20 protein-coding genes are annotated in these 24,784 nt (G+C 68.1%); 9 read left to right on the top strand and 11 right to left on the bottom strand.

Going from position 1 to position 24,784, the window contains the following annotated elements; all coding sequences use genetic code 11:
• The first annotated feature begins 3 nt into the window (after positions 1-3).
• Together rpmG and nadB are read left to right on the top strand one after the other, a co-directional pair.
• The gene (rpmG, locus tag AC6EI8_RS04625) at positions 4-174 is read left to right on the top strand and encodes a 50S ribosomal protein L33 (protein WP_006575662.1); all 171 of its coding nucleotides are present in this window, start codon (positions 4-6) and stop codon (positions 172-174) included.
• Positions 175-581: 407 nt separating this feature from the next.
• A complete protein-coding gene (gene nadB / locus AC6EI8_RS04620) occupies positions 582-2,180 on the top strand; it encodes an L-aspartate oxidase (RefSeq protein WP_498381400.1) in 1,599 nt (532 codons plus the stop codon).
• A gap of 118 nt (positions 2,181-2,298) precedes the next feature.
• Here nadB and nadC read toward each other — a convergent pair whose 3' ends face one another.
• The 6 genes from nadC to purN all read right to left on the bottom strand — a co-directional run bounded on the left by nadC (position 2,299) and on the right by purN (position 9,673).
• Positions 2,299-3,183 (bottom strand): carboxylating nicotinate-nucleotide diphosphorylase, encoded by an 885-nt coding sequence (nadC, locus tag AC6EI8_RS04615; protein WP_498381396.1) that lies wholly within the window; start codon positions 3,181-3,183, stop codon positions 2,299-2,301.
• Entirely contained in the window at positions 3,180-4,328 is a 1,149-nt protein-coding gene (gene nadA / locus AC6EI8_RS04610; RefSeq protein WP_150083361.1) for a quinolinate synthase NadA, read from the bottom strand. Before nadA ends, nadC begins: the two co-directional genes overlap by 4 nt.
• A 177-nt stretch (positions 4,329-4,505) precedes the next feature.
• On the bottom strand, positions 4,506-5,696 hold the full coding sequence (locus tag AC6EI8_RS04605; protein ID WP_006575665.1) for a DesA family fatty acid desaturase: 1,191 nt from the start codon (positions 5,694-5,696) through the stop codon (positions 4,506-4,508).
• A gap of 353 nt (positions 5,697-6,049) precedes the next feature.
• Complete coding sequence (locus AC6EI8_RS04600; RefSeq protein WP_498381395.1) at positions 6,050-7,423, bottom strand: mechanosensitive ion channel family protein; 1,374 nt, start codon at positions 7,421-7,423, stop codon at positions 6,050-6,052.
• A gap of 109 nt (positions 7,424-7,532) precedes the next feature.
• Positions 7,533-8,936 (bottom strand): RsmB/NOP family class I SAM-dependent RNA methyltransferase, encoded by a 1,404-nt coding sequence (locus tag AC6EI8_RS04595; protein WP_149316712.1) that lies wholly within the window; start codon positions 8,934-8,936, stop codon positions 7,533-7,535.
• Positions 8,933-9,673, bottom strand: coding sequence for a phosphoribosylglycinamide formyltransferase (gene purN / locus AC6EI8_RS04590; RefSeq protein ID WP_226107225.1), 741 nt, complete (start codon positions 9,671-9,673; stop codon positions 8,933-8,935). The genes AC6EI8_RS04595 and purN overlap by 4 nt, the downstream gene beginning before the upstream one ends.
• Positions 9,674-9,868: 195 nt before the next feature.
• Between purN and AC6EI8_RS04585 the strand changes: the two genes are divergently transcribed.
• A complete protein-coding gene (locus AC6EI8_RS04585) occupies positions 9,869-10,528 on the top strand; it encodes a response regulator (protein WP_149316710.1) in 660 nt (219 codons plus the stop codon).
• Between the two features lie 149 nt (positions 10,529-10,677).
• On the opposite strand, the gene AC6EI8_RS04580 is transcribed toward AC6EI8_RS04585, so the two are convergent.
• Positions 10,678-12,525 (bottom strand): hybrid sensor histidine kinase/response regulator, encoded by a 1,848-nt coding sequence (locus AC6EI8_RS04580; protein WP_498381394.1) that lies wholly within the window; start codon positions 12,523-12,525, stop codon positions 10,678-10,680.
• 173 nt (positions 12,526-12,698) lie between these two features.
• Between AC6EI8_RS04580 and AC6EI8_RS04575 the strand changes: the two genes are divergently transcribed.
• The 5 genes from AC6EI8_RS04575 (at position 12,699) to dut (ending at position 19,215) form a co-directional block, all read left to right on the top strand.
• The gene (locus AC6EI8_RS04575) at positions 12,699-13,715 is read left to right on the top strand and encodes a bifunctional riboflavin kinase/FAD synthetase (protein ID WP_149316708.1); all 1,017 of its coding nucleotides are present in this window, start codon (positions 12,699-12,701) and stop codon (positions 13,713-13,715) included.
• A 117-nt stretch (positions 13,716-13,832) separates the two neighbouring features.
• Positions 13,833-16,751 carry an isoleucine--tRNA ligase gene (gene ileS, locus AC6EI8_RS04570; protein WP_498381393.1) on the top strand — a complete coding sequence of 973 codons (2,919 nt, stop codon included), beginning with the start codon at positions 13,833-13,835 and terminating at the stop codon, positions 16,749-16,751.
• Complete coding sequence (gene lspA / locus AC6EI8_RS04565; RefSeq protein ID WP_006578057.1) at positions 16,751-17,275, top strand: signal peptidase II; 525 nt, start codon at positions 16,751-16,753, stop codon at positions 17,273-17,275. Before ileS ends, lspA begins: the two co-directional genes overlap by 1 nt.
• Before the next feature lie 92 nt (positions 17,276-17,367).
• Positions 17,368-18,567 carry a bifunctional phosphopantothenoylcysteine decarboxylase/phosphopantothenate--cysteine ligase CoaBC gene (gene coaBC / locus AC6EI8_RS04560; RefSeq protein WP_149316706.1) on the top strand — a complete coding sequence of 400 codons (1,200 nt, stop codon included), beginning with the start codon at positions 17,368-17,370 and terminating at the stop codon, positions 18,565-18,567.
• 147 nt (positions 18,568-18,714) lie between these two features.
• Positions 18,715-19,215 carry a dUTP diphosphatase gene (gene dut, locus AC6EI8_RS04555; protein ID WP_149316705.1) on the top strand — a complete coding sequence of 167 codons (501 nt, stop codon included), beginning with the start codon at positions 18,715-18,717 and terminating at the stop codon, positions 19,213-19,215.
• 133 nt (positions 19,216-19,348) lie between these two features.
• Here the strand turns inward: dut and AC6EI8_RS04550 are convergent, their stop codons facing one another.
• The 4 genes from AC6EI8_RS04550 to clpS form a co-directional block, all read right to left on the bottom strand.
• Positions 19,349-20,203 (bottom strand): VOC family protein, encoded by an 855-nt coding sequence (locus AC6EI8_RS04550; protein ID WP_150083368.1) that lies wholly within the window; start codon positions 20,201-20,203, stop codon positions 19,349-19,351.
• Between the two features lie 65 nt (positions 20,204-20,268).
• A complete protein-coding gene (locus AC6EI8_RS04545; RefSeq protein WP_498381392.1) occupies positions 20,269-21,261 on the bottom strand; it encodes a tripartite tricarboxylate transporter substrate-binding protein in 993 nt (330 codons plus the stop codon).
• 177 nt (positions 21,262-21,438) lie between these two features.
• Positions 21,439-23,736 carry an ATP-dependent Clp protease ATP-binding subunit ClpA gene (clpA, locus tag AC6EI8_RS04540; RefSeq protein ID WP_149316702.1) on the bottom strand — a complete coding sequence of 766 codons (2,298 nt, stop codon included), beginning with the start codon at positions 23,734-23,736 and terminating at the stop codon, positions 21,439-21,441.
• Positions 23,733-24,059, bottom strand: a complete 327-nt coding sequence (gene clpS / locus AC6EI8_RS04535; RefSeq protein WP_006578051.1) for an ATP-dependent Clp protease adapter ClpS — start codon at positions 24,057-24,059, stop codon at positions 23,733-23,735. Before clpS ends, clpA begins: the two co-directional genes overlap by 4 nt.
• Positions 24,060-24,530: 471 nt before the next feature.
• On the opposite strand from clpS, the gene AC6EI8_RS04530 reads away from it, so the two are divergent.
• On the top strand, positions 24,531-24,737 hold the full coding sequence (locus AC6EI8_RS04530; protein WP_006578050.1) for a cold-shock protein: 207 nt from the start codon (positions 24,531-24,533) through the stop codon (positions 24,735-24,737).
• Positions 24,738-24,784: the final 47 nt, after the last annotated feature.

Genomic DNA, 24,784 nt, shown 5'->3' with positions numbered 1-24,784 from the left:
ATCATGGCCAGCAAAGGCGGACGCGACAAGATCAAACTGGAATCCACCGCGGGTACCGGTCACTTCTACACCACCGACAAGAACAAGCGCACCATGCCGGAAAAGATGTCGATCAAGAAATTTGATCCGGTCGCGCGCAAGCACGTCGAGTACAAGGAAACCAAGATCAAGTAATTGATCCTGCGTTCCAGCGAAGAACCCCGCCATGGCGGGGTTTTTTGTTGCCTGCTCGTCGCCGCTGCCCCGCTCCCCCACTTCCCGACTTCCCGACTTCCCGACTTCCCGACTTCCCGACTTCCCGACTTCCCGACTTCCCGACTTCCCGACTTCCCCCGACTTCCCCGACTTCCCCGACTTCCCCGACTTCCCCGACTTCCCCGACTTCCCCCACTTCCCCGACTTCCCCGACTTCCCCGACTTCCCCGACTTCCCCGCTCCCCCACTGCCGGCTCTGCCCAACATGCCGTGGGAGCCGCAGCACGCCGCGCCACCAGCAGGGGCAAGGCGCGGCGGCTTGATCGGCGGTGTACACTTTCGAGCTTTCCCGCACCACCGGCGCCCTCGCCGCGCCACCACGCATCATGAACTTCGACGTCGCCATCGTCGGCAGCGGCCTGGCCGGCCTCACGGTCGCGCTGCAACTGGCCGACAGCCACCGGGTTGTCATCGTGAGCAAGCGCGACATGACGCAAGGCGCCAGCGACTGGGCCCAGGGCGGCATCGCGGCGGTGCTGGACTCCGGCGACAGCCACGACGAACACACGCAGGATACGCTGATCGCCGGTGCCGGCCTGTGCGATGAAGGCGCGACCCGCTTCATCGTCGAGCACGGGCGCGAAGCGATCCAGTGGCTGATCGACCGGGGCGTGCCGTTCACGCGCGACGAACAGGCCGAACTCGGCTATCACCTGACCCGCGAGGGCGGCCACAGCCATCGCCGCATCATCCACGCGGCCGACGCCACCGGCCATGCCGTGGTCACGACGCTGACCGAGCAGGTGCGCCGCCATCCCAATATCACGATCCTCGAAGACCATTTCGCGATCGACCTGATTACCTCGCGCAAGATGGGACTGGGCGGCAACCGTTGCCTCGGGCTGTACGTGCTCGACGACGCCAACGGCCAGGTGCATACGCTGACCGCCAGCCATACCGTGCTGGCCACCGGCGGCGCGGGCAAGGTCTATCTCTATACGACCAATCCGGACACGGCTACTGGCGACGGCATCGCGATGGCCTGGCGCGCGGGCTGCCGGGTCGCGAACATGGAATTCATCCAGTTCCATCCGACCTGCCTGTACCACCCGTATGCCAAGTCATTCCTGATTTCCGAGGCGGTGCGCGGGGAAGGCGGCCGGCTGGTGCTGCCCGACGGCACCCGCTTCATGCCGGAGCACGATGCGCGCGCCGAACTGGCGCCGCGCGACGTGGTGGCCCGCGCGATCGACTTCGAGATGAAAAAGCGCGGCCTGGACTGCGTGTACCTCGACATCACGCACCAGCCCGCGCCCTTCCTGCGCGAACACTTCCCCACCATCCACGCGCGCTGCCTGGAACTGGGCATCGACATCACGCGCCAGCCGATCCCGGTGGTGCCGGCCGCGCACTACACCTGCGGCGGCGTGGTCACCGACACGTCGGGACGCACCGATCTGGACAATCTGTACGCGGTCGGCGAGACGGCCTACACCGGCCTGCACGGCGCGAACCGGCTGGCATCGAACTCGCTGCTCGAATGCATGGTGATCGGCCGGGCGGCCGCCAACGACATCGCGTCGCAGGCCAAGGCCGGCAAACCCGATCTGGCGTTGCCGCCGTGGGACGAGAGCCGCGTGTCCGATGCCGACGAGGAGGTCGTGGTCTCGCACAACTGGGACGAGCTGCGCCGGATGATGTGGAACTACGTCGGCATCGTGCGCACCAGCAAGCGGCTGGAACGCGCGCAGCATCGGATCGCGCTGCTGCGCGAGGAAATCACCGAGTACTACGCGAACTTCCGCGTCACACGCGATCTGCTGGAACTGCGCAATCTGGTCGAAGTGGCGGCGATGATTGTCGACAGCGCCTATGCGCGCCACGAAAGTCGCGGCCTGCATTTCAGCCGCGACTACCCGGGGACGTTGCCGAAGGCGCTGCCGACCGTGCTGCAGCCGCCGAACGGACGCCGCCGCGGCAACTGAACGCGCGGCCGGAGGGCAACCGGAGCGCAATCGAAGCGCGACCGGTGGGCAACCGAAGCGCGACCCAAGACGGGGCCGGGGCAGCAGCCGGCTCGGGCTCGACGCAGTGCGAGCCCGCTCAGCCGATGATGCGCAACGAGTAGTCGGTCGCGCGCACGTCCTTGGTCAGCGCGCCTACCGAGATCCGGTCGACGCCGGTCTCGGCGAAACGCCGGATCGTATTCGCGTTGACGCCGCCGGACACTTCCAGCACCGCGCGGCCGCGATTGACGCGCACCGCTTCGCGCATCATCGGCTCGGTGAAGTTGTCGAGCAGGATCGAGACGGCACCGGCGGCCAGCGCCTCCTCCAGTTCGACCAGCGACTCGACCTCGACCTGCACCGGCACGCCGGCGTTCAGCGCGGCCGCGGCCTGCAGCGCCGCGGTGACGCCGCCCGCCGCGGCGATATGGTTTTCCTTGATCAGGATGCCGTCATAGAGCGCAAGCCGCTGGTTGTCGCCGCCGCCGACCTTGACCGCGTACTTCTGCGCCAGGCGCAGTCCCGGCAGCGTCTTGCGCGTGTCGAGCACGCGGGCGCGCGTACCGACGACCAGGTCGGCATAGCGCCGCGTCGCGGTGGCCACGCCCGACAGCAGTTGCAGGAAATTCAGCGATGGCCGCTCGGCGGTCAGCAGCGACCGGGCCGGGCCGTCGATCTCGCAGACCACGGAATCGGCCGCCATGAGAGTGCCTTCCCGTTGCAGCCAGCGGATTTGCAAACGCGGATCGACCGCATGCATGCAGGCATCGAACCATGGCTGCCCGCACAGCACCGCCTCCTCGCGCACGATCACACGGGCGTGCGCCTGCTTGTCGGCCGGCACCAGCTGGCCGGTCCAGTCGCCCGAGCCGACGTCCTCGGCGATCGCCGCGCGGACGTTCTCGCGCAGCGCCTCGACCAGCGCGGGTCCGTATTGGTCGAAGACCGGATTCACTGCGTCGTTGTTCGAGGACTCGCTCATGCCGGACCGATCCCCTGGAACAGCGCCTGCTCCTTGGCCAGGTCGGCGGCGGGCCGTACGTTGGCCTTCTGCCGCGCGGCAAAGTCGAGCATGCGGTCGATGCAGGTATAGGCGCGACGCCCGATGTCGGGATCGACATGGATCTCGTTGCGGCCGGTCTCCAGCACCTCGGCCAGATTGGTCAGCGCATTCATCGCCATCCACGGGCAATGCGCGCAGCTCTTGCAGGTCGCGCTGTTGCCGGCGGTCGGCGCCTCGATGAAATGCTTGCCCGGCGCGGCCATCCGCATCTTGTGCAGGATGCCGTTGTCGGTGGCGACGATGAATTCGTTGGCGTCGAGTTGCTGCGCGGCGGCGATCAGCTGCGAGGTCGAGCCGACCACGTCGGCCTGGGCCACCACGTTGGCCGGCGATTCCGGATGCACCAGGATCCTGGCCTTCGGATGTTCCTTGCGCAGCAGATCGAGCTCGATGCCCTTGAACTCGTCGTGCACCAGGCACGAGCCCTGCCACAGCAGCATGTCGGCGCCGGTCTGGCGCTGGATATAGCCACCCAGGTGCTTGTCGGGCGCCCACAGGATCTTCTCGCCGCGCGCGTGCAGATGTTCGACGATCTTCAGGCCGATGCTGGAGGTCACCATCCAGTCGGCGCGCGCCTTGACCGCGGCGCTGGTGTTCGCATAGACCACCACGGTACGGTCCGGATGCGCGTCGCAGAACGCGGCGAACTCGTCGGCCGGGCAGCCCAGGTCCAGCGAACAGGTCGCGTCCAGGTCGGGCATCAGGATGGTCTTTTCGGGACTGAGGATCTTGGCGGTCTCGCCCATGAAGCGCACGCCGGCCACCACCAGCGTCTGCGCCGGATGGTCGCGCCCGAAGCGGGCCATCTCCAGCGAATCGGACACGCAACCGCCGGTTTCCTCGGCAAGGTCCTGCAGGTCGGCGTCGACATAGTAGTGCGCGACCAGCACCGCATTGCGCGCCTTCAGCAGCGCGCGGATGCGATCCTTCAATGCCGAGCGCTCGTCCGGCGTCAGCGCGGGCGGCACCTTGGCCCAGGCGTGGGCGACGCAGCTCGCGCCACCGTCCGCCTGCATCTGCGTCGGTTTCTCGAACTCGACGGTCTTGATCGTTTGGGGGGTCATCTCCTGTACTCCTCGGGGCACCCGTGCTCGCCGCCGCACCGCCTCGCTTGGTCATTGTGGCCGGGACCGGCCTCTAGATGGGGCGGCGTCGCCAAAAGAAAAGCCCCGCCAGCGACAGCATGGCGGGGCTTCGGGCGCGCCTGGCATTGTAGCAGGCGTTGTCCTTCTTATCAGGCGTTACGCGTAGCGGCGCAGGCGCAGCGAGAACTCCTGCAGCGCCTGGATGCCGCTCGCTTCGGCGCGGTGGCACCAGGCCTGCAGCTGTTGCAGCAGCTGTTCGCGCGTCAGGTTCGAACGGCCCCAGATCGCGGCCAGTTCGCGGCGCATCTCGACGAAGGTCTGCAGTGCCTTGTTGTGCTCGACGATGCTGGCCAGTTGCTGGCGCTGGGGCTCGGCCAGCTTGGTCTCGTCGCGGTGGAACCACTTGCGCGCCAGCTTGAAGCGGCGATAGTCGGCAACGCGCTTGGCCTTCAGCTGGGCCAGTTCCTCGCGGTAAGCATTCTTGACGGCCTTGGCATAGCGCGCCATCACGTCATAGCGGTTGGCGATGATGGCTTCCAGCGTGTTGTGATCGACCGGACGGGCCTCGACCAGACGCGCCTTGGGCGGGGTCTTCTTGACCTTGGCCAGGCCGACCGCCTGCATCGCGCGGATGTAGCACCAGCCGATATCGAACTCGTACCACTTGATCGAGAACTTGGCCGAGGTCGGATAGGTATGGTGGTTGTTGTGCAGTTCCTCGCCGCCGATGATGATGCCCCACGGCGACACATTGGTCGACGCGTCCTCGCAATCGTAGTTGCGATAGCCCCACCAGTGGCCCAGGCCGTTGATGATGCCGGCGGCATGAATCGGGATCCACAGCATCTGCACGCCCCAGACCGACAGGCCGACCACGCCGAACAGCGCCAGGTCGATGATCAGCATCAGGCCGACGCCCTGCCAGGTGAAGCGCGAATACAGGTTGCGCTCGATCCAGTCGTTGGGCGTGCCGTGGCCGAACTTGGCCAGCGTTTCCTTGTTCTTGGCTTCGGCCCGGTACAGCTCGGCGCCTTCGAGCAGCACCTTGCGGATGCCGCGGGTCTGCGGGCTATGCGGATCGTCTTCGGTTTCGCACTTGGCGTGGTGCTTGCGGTGGATCGCGGTCCACTCCTTGGTGACCATGCCCGTGGTCAGCCACAGCCAGAAGCGGAAGAAGTGCGCGGCGATCGGGTGCAGATCGAGCGAGCGGTGCGCCATGCACCGGTGCAGGAAAATCGTGACACCGGCGATGGTGATGTGGGTCATGACCAGGGTGAAGATCACGATCTTCCACCAGGACCAGTCGAGAAGGCCGTTGGCGGCCCACTGAAGAATTGTGTCGAACAAACTGTTCTCCGTGCTTGATAGAGGCTGGCTGCGACGTGTCGGGGTGTCGCAGCAACGCGCAGAAAAATGACTGCAAATCCAGTGATTGCGTCTTATGGCGTCAGCCAAGGCGCCTTGCGCCTTCGCGGGACCCCGGCACGCGCCGCTGCAATCTGGCGGCTGGCCCTCGGGCACGGATCGGTAGTCCGGCCGGGGGAATCCCCGGGACGACCCGCGATTTTACCGGAACGCCAGCGTCCCGGCATCCGCTTTTACCCGTGCGTGTGCTTTTCGTTTGCCGTGTTGGACGCCGAAAACGATACTTCGTTCCTTCAATGGCGAGGGCGTCACATACGCGACCTGTCGCGCCTTTCTTATGCCGATTCCGCCGCATTGGCCGCGACCCGCGACACCGGCGTCGCGGTCAGCGTCCCGTCCGGGGGCAGCACACGCAACTCGCGCTGCGGATAGGGAATCGAAATGCCGCTGGCCCGGAATGCCTTCCAGATGGCGCGGTTCATTTCCGATTGCACGCCGAGCTTGCCGTTCTGCGGATCGGCGATGAAGCCCGCCACCTCGTACTCGACCCCGCTGTCGACAAACGCCACCAGGAAGGCCGACGGCGCCGGATCCGCCAGCAGGCGCGGAATGCCGCGCACGGCCTCGGTCAGCAGTGCCAGCACCATCTCGGGATCGGCGTCGTAGTCGGCCTGCACCCGGGTCGCCACCCGTACATTGGTATTCGAGAACGAATGGTTCTGCACCGACTGCGCGACCAGCTGCTCGTTCGGCACCAGCGTCTCGCCGTCGCCATTGCGCACGACGGTGTAGCGGGTGCGGATCTGCGCCACGATCCCGGTGTACTTGTCGACCGTGATCTGGTCGCCGAGCTTGACCGAGCGGTCCAGCAGGATGATGAAGCCCGACACGTAGTTGCTGGCGATCTTCTGCAGGCCCAGGCCCAGGCCGACGCCGAGCGCCCCGCCGAATACCGAGAGCACGGTCAGGTCGATGCCGACCAGCGACAGGCTGAACAGCAGCGAAACCAGCAGCAGCAGCGCCTTGGACAGCCGCGTCAGCACCACGCGCAGGCTGGTGTCGATGGTCGCCGAGCGCATCAGCCGCTCTTCCAGCCACGAACCGAACCACAGCGCGGCCAGCACCGTCAGCAGGATCCACACGCAGGCCATCAGCAGATCGGCCACGCTGATGCGCTGCTGCCCGAGGGCGAACTGGATCGAATCGAGCCACTGCACCGCCTCGGACAGCATGCCGAGCACGTACAGCGCCATGCCGACCCAGACCAGCGTGGTCAGCACCTTCTCCACCAGCGTCAGCATGCCGTGCAGCTGGCCGTTGCCGGACAGCACGCGGCGCAGCACGTAGAAGGCGAAATAGAGGAAGGTGATGCCGAACAGCGGCACCAGCGCCAGCCGCAGCATGCTGACCGGAATCAGCGGCGCCAGCGCGATGCGCGCCGCCAGCACCAGCAGCCAGCCGAACAGCGGAAACATCGCGCGCTCCAGGCTCGCGGCGGCAAAGCGCAGCGCGAAGCTCGAACCCGCGTAGCGCGCCTCGAGCCGCCCGGCGACATGGCGCGCCAGCGGCCAGGCCAGCAGCACGCAGCCGGCCAGCACGGCCAGTTGCCACAGGAAGCCGGGGTCGCCGGCATCCTGCATCAGGTCGCCCAGCATCTTGCCGAACACGGCATGGGATTGCGACAGATCGGTCAGGGAGTTGGAGGCCATCGATCGACGAGTTCAACCAGTGAAGAAAGCAACGACAGTGAAGAACAAAAAAATACCGGGCGGTGAGTGCCCGGTATCCGCGAAACGACAGGGGCCGGGGCCCCCATGCTCATTGGCGCGAGCGCTCCAGCACCGCCGCGAAGAATCCGTCGGTCTGGTGCAGATGGGGATAGAGCGCCAACGTCTGCGCGTCCTCGGGCAGGTCGGCGATCGCGATCTTCTGCTCGGCCAGCACCTGTGCCACCGGCACGAGCTGGAAGTCGGCATGGCGGCTCAGGAAGTCACGCACGATCGCCTCGTTCTCGGCCTCGAGCACGCTGCAGGTGGCATAGACCACGCGGCCGCCCGGCTTGACCAGGCGCGCCGCCGATTCGAGGATGGCCGCCTGCTTGGCGGTCAGCTCCAGCACCGTCTGCGGGCTCTGGCGCCATTTGAGGTCCGGATTGCGCCGCAGCGTGCCCAGGCCGCTGCAAGGCGCGTCGACCAGCACGCGGTCGATCTTGCCGGCCAGCCGCTTGACCTTGGCGTCCTGCTCCGAGTCGATCAGCACCGGATGGACGTTCGACAGGCCGCTGCGCGCCAGGCGCGGCTTCAGGTTGGCCAGGCGCTTGTCCGACACGTCGAAGGCGTAGAGCCGCCCGGTCGAGCGCATCAGCGCGCCGAGCGCCAGCGTCTTGCCGCCGGCGCCGGCGCAGAAGTCGACCACCATCTCGCCGCGCCGCGGGGCGACCAGATGGCACAGCAGCTGGCTGCCCTCGTCCTGCACCTCGACCAGTCCGTTGATGAACAGCGGCAGCTGGTTCAGCGCCGGCTTGCCCGCCAGGCGGATGCCGGTCGGGGCGATCGGCGTCGGCTCGGCCGCAAGTCCGGCCTCCTCCAGCTCCGCCAGCACGGCCTCGCGCGAGGTCTTGATCAGATTGGCGCGCAGATCCAGCGGCGCGGGCCGCAGCCAGGCATCGCCGAGCGCGGCGGTAAAGGCCTCGCCGTGCCGGGCGACCAGCTGCTCGTACAGCCACTCAGGCAGATTGGCGCGCACGCGCGGCGCCAGGCTGGCGCGTTCGATGGTCATCAGCCGGTCCAGCCACTGGGCCTCTTCCGGATACAGGAACGGCGTCAGCGCGTCGCGACCCAGCGTCGCCGCCAGGCCCAGCAGGGCCAGCCGGCGCGGCGCGGCGCCCGAGCCGGACTCGGCGAACTGGGCGAATTCCACGCGCCGGCGCAGCACGGCAAACACGGCCTCGGCGATGATGCCCCGCTCGCGGTGGCCGAGCTTGGGATTCTCGCGGAAGTAGTAGCTGACCACGGCGTCAGCGGGCCGCGCGAACAGCATCACCTTGCCGAGCAACCGGTCGATATGCTGGATATGCGTGGCGTGCAGGGCGCCGTGCGGACGCGCCTGGCCGTCGTTGGCGCTCTCGCGCGGCGAGGTGGCCTTGCGCAGCGGGCTTGTCTTGCGTTTGGTGCGGGAGGGCGGACGCGCGCCGCCGCGCGGTGCCTGGGCGGGACGGGTCATTGACGGGCTCCGGTGGTATCGATGGGGGTGGCGGAGTCCGAGGGGGAGTCCGAAGTGGGGTTCGAAGCGGAATTCGGGGCGGTGGCGGCATCGTCGGACGATGCGGCCAGCGCGATCAGCAATTGCGGTTCGGGCGGCTCGACATGGACCACGCTGTCCTTGACGCGCAGCCGCCCTTCGACGAACCAGCGCACCGCGCGGGGATAGATCTGATGCTCGCAGGGCAGCAGCCGCTGCGCCAGCGTGTCGGGGGTGTCACCAGGACCGACCTCGATCGCCGCCTGCAGCACGATGGGACCGTGGTCCAGCGCGGCGGTGACGAAATGCACGCTGGCGCCGTGCACCTTGACGCCGGCCTCCAGCGCCTGCTGGTGGGTATGCAGGCCGGGGAAACTGGGCAGCAGCGACGGATGGATATTCATCATGCGGCCGGCATAGTGCTCGACGAACTCCGGCGTCAGGATCCGCATGAAGCCGGCCAGCACCACCAGGTCCGGCACGTGGGCGTCGATCGCGTTCGCCAGCGCCTTGTCGAAGCTGGCCCGGTCGGGATAGTGGCGATGATCGACCACGCCGACCGGAATGCCTTGCGCCGCGGCGAACTTGAGGCCGGGCGCGTCGGGGCGGTTGGACAGCACGGCGGCGATCCGTGCCGGCCACGCCTGCTCGGCGCAGGCCCGGACGATCGCTTCCATGTTGGAACCGCGCCCCGAGATGAGGATGACGATATTTTTCATCGCGCAATTCTACCAAGCGGCGCCCCGCGACAGCGCCGTGGAAGCCTTCCGCCGCAAACTGACCGGCCCGCGCTTCCCCCGATTGCGGATTGTGACGTCCCGCTCGCTCTGCTAGAGTCGCCCTATCGCCCATCCGCCCGCTCGACGGGACGGGACCATACAACAAGGGCGAAGCTGTTTTAGACGGGAAATCGCATGTCGAATGTTGCACCGACCTTGCTGGTGGTCGACGACCACCCCATGGCGCTGTCCGGCACCACCCTGTTCCTGGCGCAGGTGATGCCCGATGTTGCGGTCCATGCCGCCGGGAGCGCCTCCGAGGCGCTGGACACCCTCCAACGCGGGCTCCGGCCCGATATCGTGCTGCTCGACATCTGGCTGAACGACGGCACCGGCTTCGATGCCATGCAGACGCTCAAGGCCATCGTGCCGGCCGCACGCTTCATCTTCATGTCGGCCGAGGCCACGCCCGAGATCGTCGAGCGGGCCCGCGCGCTGTCCGCCTTCGGCTTCGTCGGCAAGCATCTGGACGCGCCGGCCTTCGCCGCGGTGGTGCGCCGCGTGCTGGCCGGCGACACCGCCTTTCCGTCCGACGAGGCGCTGAACGGCCAGCCGCGCGCCTTCGGCCCGACGCACAGCATCCCGGTCACGCCGGCCGAACTCGGCCTGACGCCGCGCCAGGGGTCGGTGCTGGCGCTGGTGCTAGAAGGGCTGCCCAACAAGGTCATCGCGCGCGAGCTGGGCCTGACGGAGAACACCGTCAAGGAACACGTGTCGGCGATCCTGCAGCGGCTGGGCGTGCGCACGCGGATGCAGGTGATGTCCCGCATGGAGCGGTTCCGGCTGCGACAGTAGACGCGGCTCGGGGCAGCACGCGGCCAGCCGGCTCAGGCGAGTCAAAGCCTGTTGAAGCCCGTCAAAGTCCAGTTGCCAGCTCAATCTGGTTCAGGGCGGCTCGGGGCGGCCTGGGGCGGCTCAGGCAACCCAGGCGGCCGCCAACGCCTTCATGCCGTCCGCAGCCAGCGCCGCAGCAGCATCCGCAACGCCCCCGGGTCGACCGGCTTGGGCAGCACGAAATAGCCGGCCTCCTCGGCCTCGGCCAGCGCGGCCGACTTCAGGTCGCCGGTCAGCAGCGCGCTGCGCGCCTGCGGCTGGGTCTGCTGCCACCGCTCGAGCAGCGCCAGCCCGTTCTCCGTTCCCGGCAGCCGCAGGTCGCAGAAGATGATGTCGGGCCGCAGGCCGCCGGCGAACATCCGCTCGGCCTCGGCGCCATCGGCGGCGCACGACACCCGCACGCCCCAGGCCTCCATCAGCGCGATCCAGGCATTGCGCACGTGGCTGTCGTCGTCGACCACCAGCACCTCGCCGTGCAGCCGGTCCGGCATCGCGTGCTGGGCCACCGCGTCGCGGCGCATCGCGCGGATCGTGGCCACCGACTCGGCCGGCGCCGGATTGAGCGTGAACCAGAACATCGAGCCCTTGCCCGGCACCGAGCGTACGCCGTAGGTCCCGCGCATCAGCCGCACGCATTCCTTGAAGATCGCCAGCCCCAGACCGAGCCCGTGCGAGCGGTCGCGCTGTGGGTTGTGGACCTGGAAATACGGCCCGAAGATGTCCGGCAAGTGCTCGGCCGGGATGCCGGCGCCGGTGTCCCAGACCTCGATGCGCACCTGGCTGCCGCGCATGCGGGCGCCGACCAGCACCCGGCCCTGGCGCGTGTAGCGCAGCGCGTTCTGCACCAGATTGAACAGCGCCCGGCGCAGCAGCACCGGCTCGGCCATCGCGTGCAGCTCGCCGGCCACGCGCGGCGACAGCCGCAGCCCGGCCGCCCGTGCGTCCCCGGCGAACTGGTCGCAGACCTCGCGCACCAGCTGGCCGACATCGCAGGGCTCGAGCGTCGGCAAGACCTTGCGGCCTTCCAGCTTGGACAGGTCCAGCAGCGAGCGGAACAGCAGATCGATGGTCTGCGTGCCGGCCGCGACCTGCTCGACCAGCGGCCGCAGCGCCGGCGAATCGTTGCGCGCGCGCAGCGCCTCGACCAGCATCACCAGCGCATGCACCGGCTGGCGCAGGTCGTGGCTCGCCGCCGCCAGGAAGCGGGATTTCTCCTCGCTGGCATGCAGGGCGCGCTCCTTCTCCTGCTGGAACTGCCGCGCCAGCCGGCGGCTTTCGCCCTCCAGCCGGATCGCCCGCACCAGCGAGCCGTGCAGGTTCAGCGCATGGCGCGCCAGCATCAGCGCATAGATCACCAGCAGCAGCCGGATATAGCCGCCGTGGCCGGGAAACGCGTAGCCCGCCAGCAACAGATTGGGCACCAGGATCGGAATGCCGACATAGAGCAGGTTGACCGGGGCCGGCGCCTGCGAGCTCGCGCCGCCGGCCAGCGCGCCGAGCGTCAGCACCAGCAGCACGCCGGAAAACACCGGGGACGACGACACCAGGTGCAGCAGCGCCGCGCTGCCCCAGCTCAGGCCCACCAGCACCGCCACGCCGCGCATCGGGTCGCGCCACTTGCGGGTATGGGCCGAGCGGCTCAGCGTCGGGATATCGCGCAGGTAGCCCAGGTAGAACCAGGCGCAACCGGCCGCCTGCAGCAGCATCACCGCGCACCAGGCCAGCAGCGCGCCGCGGCTGGCCTCGTGCCAGAAGGCGGCGGCCGTCAGTCCGGGCAGCAGCAGGGCCGCCACGATGCCGCTGGGCATCACGCGATGCACCGCGGCCAGCAATTTGGCCTCGGTATCGGCGTCCAGCGGCGGCGCGGGCGGCGGAAGGATGCGCTTGAGCAGCGCGATCAGGTTGGCGGGCGGCACCGGGAAGCGGCGTGCGTGACGGCGAGAATGTGGACGCGACATATCATGCCGACTTTCGCCGCCGTCCGCCACCGGGCCTGGGGCCTCGACACAGCCGAGGGTGCCCGCGCCACGGCCGCCCGGCAGGCACCGGGCAGTGTTGTGCCGCAAGGCGGGGGGAAAGCGCCCATTCCCTTTATAATCCTGCCTTTATCCAACCGATTGTCGCCGTCCTCGTGAAAGTCTTCCGCGGCCTGCCCAATGCCGAGAGCCGGGCACCCTGCGCACTGACCATTGGCAATTTCGATGGCGTGCACCGGGGCCACCAGTCCCTGCTCGCGCGCGCGCGCGCGGCCGCCGACGCGCGCGGACTGCCGCTGTGCGTGATGACCTTCGAGCCGCACCCGCGCGAATTCTTCACGCCGGACCGCGCCCCGACCCGCATCGCGCTGCTGCGCGACAAGCTCGAAAGCCTGCGCCGCAACGGCGTCGACCGCGTGGTGGTCGAGCACTTCAACGCCCATTTCGCCGCCCAGTCCCCCGAAGCCTTCGTCGAGAACGTGCTGTGGCACGGGCTGCATGCGCGCTGGGTGCTGGTCGGCGACGACTTCCGCTTCGGCGCGAAGCGCGCCGGCGACTTCGCCTATCTGCAGCAGGCCGGCAAGCGCTACGGCTTCGACGTCGAGCAGATGGGTTCGGTCTCCGAGGGCGGCGTGCGGATTTCCAGTTCGGCGGTGCGCCAGGCGCTGGCCGAGGGCGACCTGGACCACGCGCGCCGGCTGCTGGGCCATGGCTATGCGATCAGCGGCCACGTCGTGCATGGCCGCAAGCTGGGCCGCGACCTCGGCTTTCCGACGCTGAACCTGCGCATTCCGCACAAGCGCCCGGCCGTCAACGGGATCTTCGTGGTACAGGTGCACGGCATCGCCGACACCCCGCTGCCCGGCGTGGCCAGCATCGGCGTGCGGCCCACGGTCGAGGACGCCGGGCGGGTGCTGCTGGAAGTCCATCTGTTCGATTTCGACCGCAGCGTCTACGGCAAGCTGGTGCGGGTCGAGTTCATCAAGAAGCTGCGCGACGAAGCGCGTTTCGACTCGCTGGAAGCGCTGACCGCGGCGATCGCCAAGGATTGCGCCGACGCGCGCGCCTTCTTCGGCATGACCGAGCCCGATGCGCAGGCCGCGGCGGACGCCGCCGGCGCTGCCGGCACGCCGGCGGAGCGCACCACCTCGGCCACGGACCGAATTAGCTAGCGGCCGGCTTTCGCCGCGCATGCGCGCGCAGCCGGGTCACCGCCGACCCAGCCCCAATTTTCGCGCCGGCCCGCACCGCCCGGGCCGGGCGCTCACCGAATCGCCCTGAGAATCGTCATGTCCGACACCAAGCAAGCCAAGGCCGGCGCCAAGCCGGAGAACAAGAGCGCCGAGAAGAGCAAATACCCGGTGAACCTGCTCGACACCCCGTTCCCGATGCGGGGGGACCTGCCCAAGCGCGAACCGCTGTGGGTCAAGCAGTGGCAGGAAAAGAAGATCTACCAGGCGATCCGCGCGGCGCGTCGCGGCGCGAAGAAGTTCGTGCTGCACGACGGCCCCCCGTATGCCAACGGCGACATCCACATCGGCCACGCCGTCAACAAGGTCCTGAAGGACATGATCATCAAGGCGCGCGGGCTGAGCGGGCTCGACGCCGTCTACGTGCCGGGCTGGGACTGCCACGGCATGCCGATCGAGATCCAGATCGAGAAGCAGTACGGCAAGGGCCTGCCGGTGCAGGAGGTCCAGGCCAAGGCGCGCGCCTACGCGACCGAGCAGATCGCGCGCCAGCGCAAGGACTTCGAACGGCTGGGCGTGCTGGGCGACTGGGACGATCCCTACCTGACGATGAACTTCAGCAACGAGGCCGACGAGATCCGGGCGCTCGGCAAGATCCTCGAGAAGGGCTACGTCTTCCGCGGCCTGAAGCCGGTCAACTGGTGCTTCGACTGCGGCTCGGCGCTGGCCGAGGCCGAGGTCGAGTACAAGGACAAGACCGACCTGTCGATCGATGTCGGCTTCCCGTTCGCCGAGACCGACAAGCTGGCGCGCGCCTTCCACGTGCCGCTGGAAACGCTGGGCGCGAAGCCCGGCTGGATCGTGATCTGGACCACCACGCCCTGGACGATCCCGTCGAACCAGGCGCTGAACCTGCATCCCGAAGTCGAATACGCGCTGGTCGACACACCGCGCGGCTTCCTGATCCTGGCCGCCGAGCGCGTCGAGGAACAGCTCAAGGTCTACGAGCTGGAAGGCAAGGTCGTGGCGACCTGCTCGGGCGCGGCGCTGACCGAGATCCGCTTCCACCATCCGCTGGCGAAGATGGACGCCGGCTACGACCGCCTGTCGCCGATCTACCTCGGCGACTACGTGACCACCGATACCGGCACCGGCATCGTGCACTCGGCGCCCGCCTACGGCATCGAGGACTTCCAGTCCTGCAAGGCGCACGGCATGCGCGACGAGGACATCCTGAGCCCGGTGATGGGCGACGGCGTCTATGCCAGCTGGCTGCCGCTGTTCGGCGGCCTGTCGATCTGGGACGCCAATCCGCGCATCGTCGAGACGCTGAAGGCCTCGGGCAGCCTGTTCAACTCGCACCGCTACGAGCACAGCTACATGCACTGCTGGCGGCACAAGACGCCGATCATCTACCGCGCGACCTCGCAGTGGTTCGCCGGCATGGATGTGGTGCCCGCCGACAACGGCCCGACGCTGCGCGAGACCGCGCTGGCCGGCATCGAGGCGACCGCCTTCTACCCGTCCTGGGGCAAGCAGCGCCTGCACAACATGATCGCCAACCGGCCGGACTGGACGCTGTCGCGCCAGCGCCAGTGGGGCGTGCCGATGGCGTTCTTCGTCCACAAGGAAACCGGCGCGCTGCATCCGCGCACGCCGCAGCTGCTCGAAGCCGTGGCCAAGCGCGTCGAGCAGCATGGCATCGAGGCCTGGCAGACGCTGGACGCGACCGCCTTCCTGACCGAACTGGGCGAGGCCGACGCCGCGATGTACGAGAAGAACCGCGACACGCTGGACGTGTGGTTCGACTCGGGCACCACGCACTGGACCGTGATCCGCGGCTCGCATCGGGAAGACCTGTACGATGCGGCCGCCGATACGCCGGACGGCCGCCTGGCCGACCTCTACCTGGAAGGCTCGGACCAGCACCGCGGCTGGTTCCACTCGTCGCTGCTGACCGCCTCGATGCTGTACGGCAAGCCGCCCTACAAGGCGCTGCTGACGCACGGCTTCACCGTCGACGGCGAGGGCCGAAAGATGTCGAAGTCGGTCGGCAACACCGTGTCGCCGCAGGACATCGCCAACAAGATGGGCGCGGAGATCATCCGCCTGTGGGTGGCCTCGACCGACTACTCGGGCGAGCTGTCGATCTCCGACGAGATCCTGAAGCGCGTGGTCGAGGGCTACCGCCGCATCCGCAATACGCTGCGCTTCCTGCTGGCCAACCTGACCGACTACGACCACGCGCGCGACGCGCTGCCGCCGTCGGAATGGCTGGAAATCGACCGCTACGCCGTCGCGCTGACCGCGCAGCTGCAGAAGGAAGTGCTGTCGCACTACGACGTCTACGAGTTCCACCCGGTGGTGGCCAAGCTGCAGACGTTCTGCTCGGAGGACCTGGGCGGCTTCTACCTGGACGTGCTGAAGGACCGGCTCTATACCACCGCGCCGGACTCGAAGGCGCGCCGCGCCGCGCAGAACGCGCTGTTCCACATCACGCAGGCGATGCTGCACTGGATGGCGCCGTTCCTGTCGTTCACCGCCGAGGAAGCGTGGCAGGTGTTCGCGCACGGCACCGCGCATGCCGACACGATCTTCACCAGCACCTACTACACGGTGCCGGAGGTCGACCAGGCCGACGATCTGCTGCAGAAGTGGCACGCGGTGCGCGCGGTGCGCGCGGAGGTGACGAAGCAGCTGGAGGCGGTGCGGGCCGAAGGCGGCATCGGCTCGTCGCTGCAGGCCGAGGTGTCGATCCAGGCCGGTGGTCCGGCGCTGGAGGCGCTGGCCAGCCTCGGCGACGATCTGCGCTTCGTGCTGCTGACCTCGGCCGCCACGGTGTCGCCGGCGCCCGAGGCGGGCGACCTGCTGGTGACCGTGCATCCGTCCAGCCATGCCAAGTGCGAGCGCTGCTGGCACTATCGCGAGGACGTCGGCCATGACGCCGCGCATCCGACCCTGTGCGGCCGCTGCACCAGCAATCTGTTCGGCGCCGGTGAACCGAGGAGCCACGCCTGATGGCCGCGACCACCCGTACCGCCCGCGGCCGGGCCGCGAGCAACAAGAGCCGCAGCGGCACGCCGCTGCTGTGGCTGGCCTTCGCCGCGCTGGTCGTGGTACTGGACCAGTTCTTCAAGATCGTGATCGTGCGCAGCTTCGACTATGGAGAATCGCGCCCGGTCACCGGCTTCTTCAACCTGGTGCTGGTCTACAACAAGGGCGCCGCGTTCAGCTTCCTGGCCGACGCCGGCGGCTGGCAGCGCTGGTTCTTCACCGGGCTGGGGCTGGCGGTCGGCGCGTTCATCGTCTGGCTGCTGTTCCGCCATGCCGGCCAGAGGCTGTTCAGCCTGGCGGTGTCGCTGGTGCTCGGCGGCGCGATCGGCAACGTGATCGACCGCATCGTCTATGGGCATGTGGTCGACTTTCTCGACTTCCACCTGCGTGGCTACCACTGGCCGGCGTTCAACGTCGCCGACTGCGCGATCACGGTCGGCGCGGTGCTGCTGATCGTCGACGAATTCCGGCGGGTGCGCCGGCACTGAGCCCGCGCCGAAGCGCGCCGTGCGATGAGCCGGCGCGTCGTTCGGCGCGCCGGTATCATCGACTCCCTCCCCCTCGCATCGAAGGCCACTCCATGGATCTGCGCGGCAAACATCTCGTACTCGGGCTGACCGGCGGCATCGCCTGCTACAAGTCGGCCGAGCTGGTCCGGCTGCTGACCAAGGCCGGCGCCACCGTCCAGGTCGTGATGACCGAGGCGGCGACGCAGTTCATCACGCCGGTCACGATGCAGGCGCTGTCCGGGCGCCCCGTGTTCACCTCGCAATGGGACGGCCGGATCGCCAACAACATGGCGCATATCGACCTGTCGCGCGAGGCCGATGCGATCGTGATCGCGCCGGCCTCGACCGATTTCCTCGCGCGGCTGGCCAACGGCCTGTGCGACGACCTGCTGTCGACGCTGTGCATCGCGCGCGATTGCCCGCTGCTGGTGGCGCCGGCGATGAACCGGCAGATGTGGATGGCGCCCGCGACCCAGCGCAACATCGCGCAGCTGCGCGCCGACGGCGTCGCGGTGCTCGGTCCGGGCAGCGGCGACCAGGCCTGCGGCGAGGTCGGCGACGGCCGCATGCTGGAGCCGGAGGAACTGCTCGACGATATCGTGGCCCACTTCCAGCCGAAGGTGCTGTCGGGCCGCCGCATGCTGATCACCGCCGGCCCGACCTTCGAGGCGATCGATCCGGTGCGCGGCATCACCAACCGCTCGTCGGGCAAGATGGGCTTCGCGCTCGCGCGCGCGGCGCGCGAGGCCGGCGCCGACGTGCTGGTGGTGGCGGGCCCGACCGGGCTGCCGACCCCGCGCGGCGTCGCCCGCATCGACGTGCAGAGCGCTCAGCAGATGCACGACGCGGTGCTGTCGCAACTGCGCGGCACCGACGTCTTCGTCGCGGTGGCCGCGGTGGCCGACTGGCGCCCGGCCGAGGTGTCGGAGCAGAAGCTGAAGAAGGCCAACGACACCGACACGCCGACGCTGCGCTTCGTGCAGAACCCGGACATCCTGGCCACCGTGGCGGCCCGGCCGGATGCGCCCTATTGCGTGGGCTTTGCCGCCGAAAGCGAAAACCTGGAGCAGTACGGCGAGCAGAAGCGCCGCCGCAAGGGCGTGCCGCTGCTGGTCGGCAATATCGGCCACCACACCTTCGGCCTGGACGAGAACGAGATCGTGCTGTTCGACGAGCGCGGCGCCACGCGTCTGCCGCGGGCGGACAAGCTGGCGCTGGCGCGGCAGCTGGTGGCGGCGATCGCCGAGCGGCTGCCGGTCGCGCGGCCTTGACCGGCATCGCGCATATCACCGCCCCCTGCTTGTCTCCCCTCTCCACCTGAGGCGGAGAAGGGGAACACGGTCTCCCTTCGAGCCCCTGATCCCGTATTCCCGTATTCCCGTATTCCCGTATTCCATATTCCCGATTCGCACATTCCCATGACCGCTTCCCCGAACCCGACCGTCGAAATCAAGATCCTGGACGCGCGCCTGCACGAGTGGGGCCTGCCCAGCTACCAGAGCGACATGGCCGCCGCGATCGACCTGCACGCATGCCTGGACGCGCCGCTGACGATCGAGCCGGGCACGCCCGCGCAACTGGTGCCGGCCGGCATCGCGGTGCATATGGGCAACCCGTATATGGCCGCGACGATCGCGCCGCGCTCGGGCCTGGGACACAAGAAGGGCCTGGTGCTGGGCAACTCGATCGGCGTGATCGACGCCGACTACCAGGGCCCGATCATGGTCAGCGTCTGGAACCGCAATGCGCCGGGCACCGAGCCGATCGTGATCCAGCCGGGCGAGCGCATCGCGCAGATGATGTTCGTGCCGGTGCTGCGCCCGGTCTTCACGACGGTGGAAGCGTTCTCGAGCGAATCGGCGCGCGGCGCCGGCGGCTTCGGCTCGACCGGCGTGCATCACGGCGGCGCGGCAGCCTGAGGGTCGCCGGCGCGGTCACCGAGGCGGTCACTGGCGCGGTCGCCAACGCAGCCACCCACGCAGTCACCAACGCAGTTGCCGCCGCAGTCGCCGGCGCGGTCCCCTGCGCAGTCACCGGCCCGGTGACCGGGCCTCAGCGCTGCTCGAACAGCAGCGCGACGCCGGCGGCCGCGTGGGCCGGGATCAGCGTCTCGGTCGCGCTCAGGTCGAGGCTGGGCACGCCGGCCTCGCGCCACAGCGCGCGCGCCTGTTCCAGCGACGCGGTGCGCAAGCGGATTGCCGCATAGCCCGGCACCGCCTGGCGGATATGGCCGGTGCCGGTCGCGGCGGCAAGGGCCTGCGGGGTCGACAACACGAGCGTCGCGTCGCCGACGGCCAGGCTGCAGACGTGCTCGCTCAGCTGGGTCAGCTCGGCGCCCATCAGTTCGGCATAGGCCCGCGCGGCGGCATCGACCAGCGACGGCGCCACCACCAGGAACATCGTCCCGATCGCCTGCGCACCGTTCGCGTGCGTCATCCATTCCGGCCGCCACAGCAGCTCGGGCGTGCGGTGCTCGCACAGGAAGAAGCGGGCGCCGGGCGCGTCGTCCATCGCGGTTACGCGGAAGGTGGCCGGGTGTTCCGATCCGTCGTCCAGGCGCACCGGACGCGAGAACTCGACCGGCTCGGCGGTATGCCAGCCGCCGCCGCGCAGGGTCGCGGCATCGGCCACCGCATCGTCGCTGCGGCACGACAGCGCGGCGCAGCCCCCGCCGTGCTGCTGGCTGTGCCAGTAGTACTGCAGCGCCTCGCTGGGGCCGTCGACATGCATCAGCTCGAGATAGTCGCGAGCCAGCATCACGCAATGGTTCTGCGAGCCCAGCGTATGGAAGCCCCGCGGCGTCAGCGTGAAGCCGAGCCGTTGCCAGGTCTGCGCGGCGGCATCCAGGTCGGGGCAGATCACGACGGCATGGTCGAACTGGCGCTGCGCTGCGATGGTCGCTGTCATTGCCGCTGTCCTTGCGTCACGGTGGGACGATTGCCCGGATCGATCAGGGATCGGTCTCGGGGCGATTATTCGAACTGAAGATTGGCATGGCGGGCAACCGCCTGCCACCTGTCGTGCTCGCGCCGGACCAGCTGGCCCAGCGCTTCGGGTGTACCAGCCACGGGTTCGAGGCCATGCGCGGCCAGCGCCGAGGCGACCCGCGGCGCGCGAATCGCGTTCGACAGGGCGCCATGCAGGCGACCGACCACGGCCGCCGGCAGTCCGGCCGGACCGAACACGCCGATCCAGCCATAGGCCTCGAAGCCCGCCAGGCCCTGCTCCGCGACGGTCGGCACCTGGGGCAGCTGTGCCAGCCGGCGCTCGCCGGTCACGGCCAGCGCCTTCAGCGTGCGCGTCTGCAGGTGGGCCTGCACGGCCGCGTAGCTCGCCAGCACCAGGTCCGCCTGGTCCGACAGCACCGCCTGCACCGCCGGCCCCGTGCCCTTGAATGCCACGTGCCGCCACGACGCCCCGCCCTCGCTCGCCAGCGCCTGCGCGGCCAGCTGACTCAGGCTGCCGGAGCCGGGCGACGCGACCCGGATCGCTTCGTCACGCTGCCGGGCCAGGCCGATCAGCGCACGAATATTGTCGACCGGCAGCGAAGGATGGACGGCGACCACCAGCGGATGACGGGCCAGCTGCGAGATCGGGGTGAAGTCGCGGAAGGTGTCGTACGGCAGCTGCTTGTAGGCGATCGGCTGCAGGGCGAGGCTGTCGAAGGCCATCAGCAGCGTGTGCCCATCGGGCCGGGCGCGCGCCACCGCGGCCGCGGCCTGCAGGCCGGCGGCGCCGGGACGGTGATCGACCACCACCGGCTGGCCGAGCGCCTGCTTCAGGCCCGGCTGCAGCTGGCGGGCCACCACGTCGCCGCTGCCGCCCGGCGGGATCGGCAGCACCATCGCCACGTGGCCGCCGTACGTGCTCGCGGACTCGCCCGGCAAAGCGTGGGCGGTCAACGGGATCGGGGACGTCGCGGCCAGCGGCAGCGACTTCAGCATCAGACGACGCAGGCGAAACATCGGTGGCTCGTTCAGCTTGCCGGCAGGCTCGGCGCCGCGTCAGGCGGCGGCCCGCACCGTGCTCGGCCAAATGAATAGGGGCGGCATCGCTGCCGCCCCGTACTATTTTGCCGAAGGATAGCATGGAACGCGGGTGACGGGCCTTGTCCGCCCCGCCACCCGCTTCCTTTCCTGCGATCAGGCCTCCGCGCGTTGCTCGCTTTCCGGCGCCTCCGGCGGCTCGGTATCGATCTCGGCGAACTCCAGCTTGATCTGGTCCTTCTCGTCCAGGTCGACCACGACCTTGCCGCCCGACGCCAGCTGGCCGAACAGCAGTTCGTCGGCCAGGGCCTTGCGGATCATGTCCTGGATCAGCCGTTGCATCGGACGCGCGCCCATCAGCGGATCGAAGCCCTTGCGCGCCAGGAACTTGCGCAGCTTCTCGGTGAAGCTGGCCTCGACCTTCTTCTCGTGCAGTTGCTCTTCCAGCTGCATCAGGAACTTGTCGACCACGCGCAGGATGATTTCCTCGTCCAGCGAGCGGAAGCTGATGATCGCGTCGAGCCGGTTGCGGAACTCGGGCGTGAACATCCGCTTGATGTCCGCCATCTCGTCGCCCTGCTCGCGCGACGACGTGAAGCCGATCGTCGCCCGGTTCATGGTCTCGGCGCCGGCGTTGGTCGTCATGATGATGATCACGTTGCGGAAGTCCGCGCGCCGGCCGTTGTTGTCGGTCAGCGAACCGTGGTCCATCACCTGCAGCAGGATGTTGAAGATATCCGGATGCGCCTTTTCGATCTCGTCCAGCAGCAGCACGCAGTGCGGCTTCTTCGTCACTGCCTCGGTCAGCAGACCGCCCTGGTCGAAGCCCACGTACCCCGGGGGCGCGCCGATCAGGCGGCTCACCGCATGGCGCTCCATGTATTCGGACATGTCGAAGCGGATCAGCTCGATGCCCATGATGAAGGCCAGCTGCTTCGCCACTTCGGTCTTGCCGACACCGGTCGGGCCGGAAAACAGGAACGAGCCGATCGGCTTGTCGGTCTTGCCCAGGCCCGCGCGCGACATCTTGATCGCGGAGGCCAGCGCCTCGATCGCCGGATCCTGACCGAACACCACCGACTTCAGATCGCGGTCCAGCGTCTGCAGCTTGCTGCGGTCGTCCTGGTTGACGCTCTGCGGCGGGATGCGGGCGATGCGCGAGACGATGTCCTCGATCTCGCCCTTGCCGATGGTCTTCTTCTGCTTGGACTTCGGCAGGATCCGCTGCGCTGCGCCAGCCTCATCGATCACATCGATCGCCTTGTCGGGCAGATGACGGTCGGTGATGAAGCGCGCCGACAGCTCGGCCGCCGCGGTCAGCGCCGCCGAGGCGTACTTGACGCCGTGGTGCTCCTCGAAACGCGACTTCAGGCCGCGCAGGATCTGCACGGTCTGGTCGACCGAGGGTTCGACCACGTCGATCTTCTGGAAGCGCCGCGAAAGCGCCGCATCTTTCTCGAAGATGCCGCGATATTCAGTGAACGTCGTGGCGCCGATGCACTTGAGCTGGCCCGACGACAGCGCCGGCTTCAGCAGGTTGCTGGCGTCCAGCGTGCCGCCCGAGGCGGCGCCCGCGCCGATCAGCGTGTGGATCTCGTCGATGAACAGGATCGCGTTGGGGTTGTCCTTCAGCGATTTCAGCACGCCCTTGAGGCGCTGCTCGAAGTCGCCGCGGTACTTGGTGCCGGCCAGCAGCGCGCCCATGTCCAGCGAGTAGACGACCGCCTTCTCGAGGATGTCGGGCACCTCGTTCTTGGTGATCCGCCAGGCCAGGCCTTCGGCGATCGCGGTCTTGCCGACGCCGGCCTCGCCGACCAGCAGCGGATTGTTCTTGCGCCGCCGGCACAGGACCTGCACCACGCGCTCGACTTCGCTCTCGCGGCCGATCAGCGGATCGATCTTGCCGGCCTTGGCCAGCGCGTTCATGTTCTGGGTGTACTGCTCCAGCGGGCTTTCCTTGCCGTCGCCGCCCTCGCCCTCGGCCGCGCCGTCGCCATGCTTGGCGGGCTCGGACTGATCCTTGCGGATGCCGTGGCTGATGAAGTTGACGACGTCCAGGCGCGTCACGCCCTGCTGTTGCAGGTAGTAGACGGCGTGCGAGTCCTTCTCGCCGAAGATGGCCACCAGCACGTTGGCGCCGGTGACTTCCTTCTTGCCGTTGGAGGTCGACTGGACATGCATGATCGCGCGCTGAATCACGCGCTGAAAGCCGAGCGTCGGCTGCGTGTCCACCTCGTCGGTACCAGGCACGACGGGGGTGTTGTCGACGATGAAATTCTTCAGGCTGGTGCGCAGGTCCTCGATATTGGCCGCGCAGGCGCGCAGAACTTCCGCTGCAGTCGGGTTGTCCAGCAACGCCAACAGCAGGTGCTCCACGGTGATGAATTCGTGGCGTGCCTGCCTGGCCTCGACGAAGGCCATATGCAGGCTGACTTCCAGTTCTTGCGCAATCATGCTTCCTCCATCACGCACTGCAGTGGATGCCCTGCCTGCCGCGCGTGCGTTGACACCAGCTCGACCTTCGTCGCGGCGATATCCCTGGTATAGATACCGCAGACTCCCTTGCCTTCCCGATGGACGGTCAGCATGATTTGCGTCGCCGTTTCTCGGTCCCTGCTGAAATACTGTTGCAGGATCATGACGACAAACTCCATCGGAGTGTAGTCGTCGTTCAGCAGGACGACCTTGTACATGGCCGGCGGTTTGAGCGCCTGCTCTTTCCGCTCCAGTACGGTGCCTGCATCGCGTTGTGGGACATTCGCCAGCCGTGTAGCCATGGCTTTATTCTAACCCCTCCGCTCAAGTCTGCAATTTGGGCAAAAGCTGTCGGTTTCAAGGGCCAGCTACCATTTCCGGACCAATCCTCGCCCCTCCAACCGCGCCGCCCGGCGCAGCGGGGAACGGCGTGCCCGAGGGCGTGCCCCAGGGCGTGCCAATACGCGCTGCGCGAGCCGTCACAGTAGCACGGTTGCCCGCCGTCCCATTCCTGCCACATTGGCATCAGGGTCGGGAATGTGCCGGGTTGACAGTCTGATTGTTTGCCAGAAGAATCGTTCGGACATTCAGGTCCGGTCCCGCGAGCCAAAGCAACAGACCGGACCTCGAGTGCTCCGTGAGCAGGGAGGCCTACGGAGCTGGCAGCGGCGCCTCGACAGAGGCGCTGCAGTGTTTGGTGCAACGGTGCGTTGCGCCGGCGGCTGGCCTGAGCGCCCCCCTGTTTGAAATCTGTTTTTTCGTTGGGGGAGTTTATGGCAAGCGGTACGGTCAAATGGTTCAATGATGCCAAGGGCTTCGGGTTTATCACCCCGGACGACGGTAACGAAGAACTGTTTGCGCACTTTTCGGCTATCCAGATGAATGGCTTCAAAACCCTGAAAGAGGGCCAGCGCGTTTCGTTCGAAATCGTGCAAGGTCCGAAGGGCAAGCAAGCCACGAACATCCAGAGCGCCGCCTGAGCGCGACATCGCGACCGCACCGGCCGACAGAGCGCGCGGCGGTCGCT

This window comes from Cupriavidus sp. R6-3, from assembly GCF_059772245.1.
This window is presented reverse-complemented; position numbering and strand designations above follow the sequence as displayed.

Bases quoted from the DNA above. Each gene is read 5' to 3' on its own strand.
- lspA (WP_006578057.1), top strand. From the start codon at position 16,751: ATGGCCGCGACCACCCGTACCGCCCGCGGCCGGGCCGCGAGCAACAAG.
- purN (WP_226107225.1), bottom strand. From the start codon at position 9,673: ATGAAAAATATCGTCATCCTCATCTCGGGGCGCGGTTCCAACATGGAA.
- AC6EI8_RS04595 (WP_149316712.1), bottom strand. From the start codon at position 8,936: ATGACCCGTCCCGCCCAGGCACCGCGCGGCGGCGCGCGTCCGCCCTCC.
- coaBC (WP_149316706.1), top strand. From the start codon at position 17,368: ATGGATCTGCGCGGCAAACATCTCGTACTCGGGCTGACCGGCGGCATC.
- AC6EI8_RS04585 (WP_149316710.1), top strand. From the start codon at position 9,869: ATGTCGAATGTTGCACCGACCTTGCTGGTGGTCGACGACCACCCCATG.
- nadA (WP_150083361.1), bottom strand. From the start codon at position 4,328: ATGACCCCCCAAACGATCAAGACCGTCGAGTTCGAGAAACCGACGCAG.
- AC6EI8_RS04530 (WP_006578050.1), top strand. From the start codon at position 24,531: ATGGCAAGCGGTACGGTCAAATGGTTCAATGATGCCAAGGGCTTCGGG.
- AC6EI8_RS04545 (WP_498381392.1), bottom strand. From the start codon at position 21,261: ATGTTTCGCCTGCGTCGTCTGATGCTGAAGTCGCTGCCGCTGGCCGCG.
- dut (WP_149316705.1), top strand. From the start codon at position 18,715: ATGACCGCTTCCCCGAACCCGACCGTCGAAATCAAGATCCTGGACGCG.
- AC6EI8_RS04550 (WP_150083368.1), bottom strand. From the start codon at position 20,203: ATGACAGCGACCATCGCAGCGCAGCGCCAGTTCGACCATGCCGTCGTG.
- rpmG (WP_006575662.1), top strand. From the start codon at position 4: ATGGCCAGCAAAGGCGGACGCGACAAGATCAAACTGGAATCCACCGCG.
- nadB (WP_498381400.1), top strand. From the start codon at position 582: ATGAACTTCGACGTCGCCATCGTCGGCAGCGGCCTGGCCGGCCTCACG.
- clpA (WP_149316702.1), bottom strand. From the start codon at position 23,736: ATGATTGCGCAAGAACTGGAAGTCAGCCTGCATATGGCCTTCGTCGAG.
- nadC (WP_498381396.1), bottom strand. From the start codon at position 3,183: ATGAGCGAGTCCTCGAACAACGACGCAGTGAATCCGGTCTTCGACCAA.
- clpS (WP_006578051.1), bottom strand. From the start codon at position 24,059: ATGGCTACACGGCTGGCGAATGTCCCACAACGCGATGCAGGCACCGTA.
- AC6EI8_RS04580 (WP_498381394.1), bottom strand. From the start codon at position 12,525: ATGTCGCGTCCACATTCTCGCCGTCACGCACGCCGCTTCCCGGTGCCG.
- AC6EI8_RS04600 (WP_498381395.1), bottom strand. From the start codon at position 7,423: ATGGCCTCCAACTCCCTGACCGATCTGTCGCAATCCCATGCCGTGTTC.
- ileS (WP_498381393.1), top strand. From the start codon at position 13,833: ATGTCCGACACCAAGCAAGCCAAGGCCGGCGCCAAGCCGGAGAACAAG.